This is a genomic window from Amycolatopsis ponsaeliensis, from assembly GCF_030182635.1.
GTDB classification, from domain to species: domain Bacteria; phylum Actinomycetota; class Actinomycetes; order Mycobacteriales; family Pseudonocardiaceae; genus Amycolatopsis; species Amycolatopsis ponsaeliensis.
Genome location: NZ_JAPZLD010000136.1, coordinates 1 through 230, shown reverse-complemented (window position 1 = coordinate 230; position 230 = coordinate 1). Strand labels below are relative to the sequence as shown.

The window sequence follows — 230 nt, the reverse complement described above, 5'->3', positions numbered from 1 at the left end:
GGAAGCAGGAACAGGCAGCAGAGAAGCGGCCCGGCAGGTCGGGGTCAACTACCGGACCGCGAAACGCTGGCGCGCCGAGGCAGCCCGGGCTACGGCGACTCCGCCGGCGCCTGTTGTGTCGGTGGTGTCGTCACGGTTTCTGAGCCTGGACGAGCGGGTCCGGATCGCCGACCGGGTCCGCCAGCCCGGGATCTCGCTGCGGGCCATCGCGGCCGAACTGGGCCGGCCGG

Annotated in this window: 1 protein-coding gene; it reads left to right on the top strand. The window is 73.0% G+C overall.

The annotated features are described in order from the left end of the window. Window positions 1–115 precede the first annotated feature (115 nt). Window positions 116–230, top strand: a 115-nt coding sequence (locus QQ657_RS56900; protein ID WP_350310787.1) for a helix-turn-helix domain-containing protein, incomplete at its 3' end; no start/stop codon positions are given.